Source organism: Aquipuribacter hungaricus, assembly GCF_037860755.1.
Classification (GTDB): Bacteria; Actinomycetota; Actinomycetes; order Actinomycetales; family JBBAYJ01; genus Aquipuribacter; species Aquipuribacter hungaricus.
In genome coordinates this window covers 1-2916 of the sequence record NZ_JBBEOI010000342.1, presented here as the reverse complement: position 1 = coordinate 2916, position 2916 = coordinate 1, and the positions used below count along the sequence as shown (strand labels likewise).

Annotated in this window: 4 protein-coding genes; all 4 read left to right on the top strand. The window is 77.9% G+C overall.

What is annotated here, in order from left to right; translation table 11 throughout:
• Nucleotides 1-175 precede the first annotated feature (175 nt).
• Nucleotides 176-496 carry a DUF2516 family protein gene (locus WCS02_RS19305; protein WP_340295908.1) on the top strand — a complete coding sequence of 107 codons (321 nt, stop codon included), beginning with the start codon at nt 176-178 and terminating at the stop codon, nt 494-496.
• A 4-nt stretch (nt 497-500) separates the two neighbouring features.
• Nucleotides 501-971: a D-aminoacyl-tRNA deacylase gene (gene dtd / locus WCS02_RS19300; protein WP_340295907.1), complete on the top strand. Its 471-nt coding sequence runs from the start codon at nt 501-503 to the stop codon at nt 969-971.
• Between the two features lie 299 nt (nt 972-1270).
• A complete protein-coding gene (locus tag WCS02_RS19295; RefSeq protein ID WP_340295906.1) occupies nt 1271-1957 on the top strand; it encodes a response regulator in 687 nt (228 codons plus the stop codon).
• On the top strand, nt 1954-2916 hold a 963-nt coding region (locus WCS02_RS19290), incomplete at its 3' end, for a hypothetical protein (RefSeq protein ID WP_340295905.1). The genes WCS02_RS19295 and WCS02_RS19290, both read left to right, overlap by 4 nt.

Here is a 2916-nt window from a genome sequence, read left to right as displayed (position 1 = left end):
AGGGCACCGCCGCCGCGGCCCGCCGCACGGCCGCCACCCGGACCGCCGCGGCACGCTCCCGGGTCGAGGACGCGGCGAGCGCCACGACGGAGGCCGCCGCGGCAGCGGTGGACGCCACCACGGACGCCGCGGCGACCGTCGGCCGCTGACCGAGGGGCTCGCCTACCCTGGGGACGTGCCGATCTTCTCCTCCGCCCAGGCGGTCGTCGTGTTCGTCCTGGCGGTCGCCGCCCTCGGGCTCACCGCCTTCGCGTTCGTCGACGCCCTGCGCCGCCCCGCCGCGGCCTTCGAGTACGCGAGCAAGCGGACCAAGGTGTTCTGGGCTGTGCTGCTCGGCGTCGCCCTGGCGCTGGCGTTCGTGTCCGTGCCCGACCCCCGCAGCGGGGCGCTGCCCGGCATCCTCGGCATCCTCTCCGTCGTCGCGGCGGGCGTGTACATGGCCGACGTCCGCCCCGCGGTCCGCACCTACCGCGGACGGGGCCCGCGGGGGTACTGAGCCGGTGCGCGCCGTCGTCCAGCGCGTCGAGCGCGCGCACGTCGACGTCGTCGACCCCCCTGCCCCGGACGCCCACAGCGCGTCGACGGACCAGCCCCGCCGGGTCGGCACGCTCGACGGGCCCGGCCTGGTCGTGCTCGTCGGCGTGGGCCACGACGACGGCCCGGACCAGGTGCGCTGGCTGGCGGACAAGCTCGCCGGGCTCCGGCTGCTGCGCGGCGACCGGTCGGTGGTCGAGGCCGGCGCGGGGCTGCTGCTGGTCAGCCAGTTCACCCTGCTCGGGGACGTGCGGAAGGGGCGGCGCCCGACGTGGGCCGCGGCCGCGCCCGGCGGGGTGGCGGAGCCGCTCGTCGACGCGCTCGCGGCGGCCCTGCGCGAGCGCGGCGTCACGGTGCCCACGGGGGAGTTCGGCGCCGACATGCGCGTCCACCTCGTCGGCGACGGCCCGGTGACGCTCGTCCTCGACACCCCCTGACGGCGCGCGCGCGGCTCACCGGCAGGCATAAGCCGCATCCCGGGCGTCCTCCGACGCCGTGTCGGCAGAAGAGAGGACACGGCCGTCTGCTGTGACACCTGACGTTCACACCGGGCCCGGTCTAGTCTTGACTCACCAGCCGGCAGGCAGGGGCAAGGGGAAGCAAGGGCGGTGCCCACGGCGAGAGCCGAGGGTGCCGCCCTTACTTGTGACCAGGCACCCGGCCCCGTCCTCACCGGCGGGCAGCACCTCGGGTGGGACGCTGGCGACCCGCAGACCGACCCCGGGAGGACCGTCACATGGTGCGTGCGAGCGACGCCGCCGGGCCCGTCCGGGTCGCGGCCGTCGACGACCACGTCCCCGTCCGGCGCGGCCTCACGGCCATGCTCGCCGACGTGGACGAGGTCCAGGTCGTCCTCACCGCGGGCACGGTGGACGAGCTCCTCGCCGCCCGGGACGCCCGGGTCGACGTCGTGCTCCTCGACCTGCACCTGGCCGACTCCTCGCGCCCGGCCGCCAACGTCCAGCGCCTCGTCGCCGCCGGCGTGGACGTCCTCGTGTACTCCAGCCTCACCGACGCCGGGCTGCTGCGGGAGGCGCTCGTCGCCGGCGCGCTCGGCGTCGTGCACAAGGGCCAGGACACCCCCGCCCTCGTCGAGGCCATCCGGGACGTCGCGGCGGGCCAGCCGCTGCTGACGACCGAGTGGGCGGCCACCCTGGACGCGGCGCGCGGCGACAGCCGGCCGCACCTGTCCGAGCGGGAGGCCGAGGCGCTCGCGCTCTACGCCAGCGGGCTGCCGATGAAGTCCGCCGCCCGCCGGATGGAGATCTCGCTCGGCTCGTTCCGGGAGTACCTGCTGCGGGTGCGGCGCAAGTACGCCGAGGTCGACCGCCCCGCCAGCACCAAGCTCGACCTGTACCACCGCGCCGTCGAGGACGGCTACGTCCGCAGCCCCGGCGCCGGGGGCGGGCGGGGGGCCGGGTGACGGTGCTGCCCGGCCCCGGCACGTGGGCGGTGAGGAGGATGACGGCGCGGCTGTCCGGGCTGCTCGTCGTCCTCACCTCGCCCGCCTGGCTCGTCGCGGCGGTCGTGCAGCACCCGGTCCTGTCGCTGTGGTGGAACCTGCTCGCCCTCGCCGTGGTCGGGCTCCCGGCGGTGTGGCTCGTCGTGGAGTCCTGGCGCGTGGGCGACGTCCGCCCGCCCGCGGCGGTGCTGGCCGGCGGGGTCGCGCTCTGCCTGCTGCTGTGGCCGCTCGGGGTGGTCGACGTCCCCGCAGCCCGGTCCGGGCTGCCCTGGCTGTGGCTCATCGCCCCCGCCACCACGGCGACGCTGGCGACCCTGGGCTCGCTGCGCGTCAGCCTGCTCTACGGCCTGGGCACCGGGGCGCTGCACGCCCTGGTGCGGGTGATGGACGTCGGCGGCGCCGCCTCGGTGGAGTTCGCCGTGCTCGAGGGCGTCCTGCTGCTCACCCTCGCCCTCGGGCCGGTGGTGCTCGTCGGCGGCGCCTCGCGCGCGGCGGGGCGGCTGGATGCCCTCGCCGACGAGGCGGCGGCCGCGAGCGCCGAGGCCTCCCGCGCCGCGGCCGCGCTGGGCACTCGCCGCGAGCTGGACGCCGTCGTCCACGACACGGTGCTGGCCGCGCTGCACACCGCCGTCCGGGACCCGGGCGACCCGGATCTCCCGCAGCTGGCCGAGCGGGCGCTGCAGACGTTCCGCTCCCCCGGCCCGCGCGCCGACGACGCGGGCGCCGGCGACGTCGGCCGGCTGCTGCAGGCCTCGCTGGCCGCGGTCGCGCCCCACGCCGACCTCGACGTCCGCGAGGGGCCGTCCGTACCGGGCCACGTGGCCCGCGCCATGGCCGCCGCCGCGCTGGAGGCCGCCCGCAACGCCCGCCCCCACGGCGGCGGTGCCCGGGCCCCCCCGGACACCTCCGTGCTCGGGGCC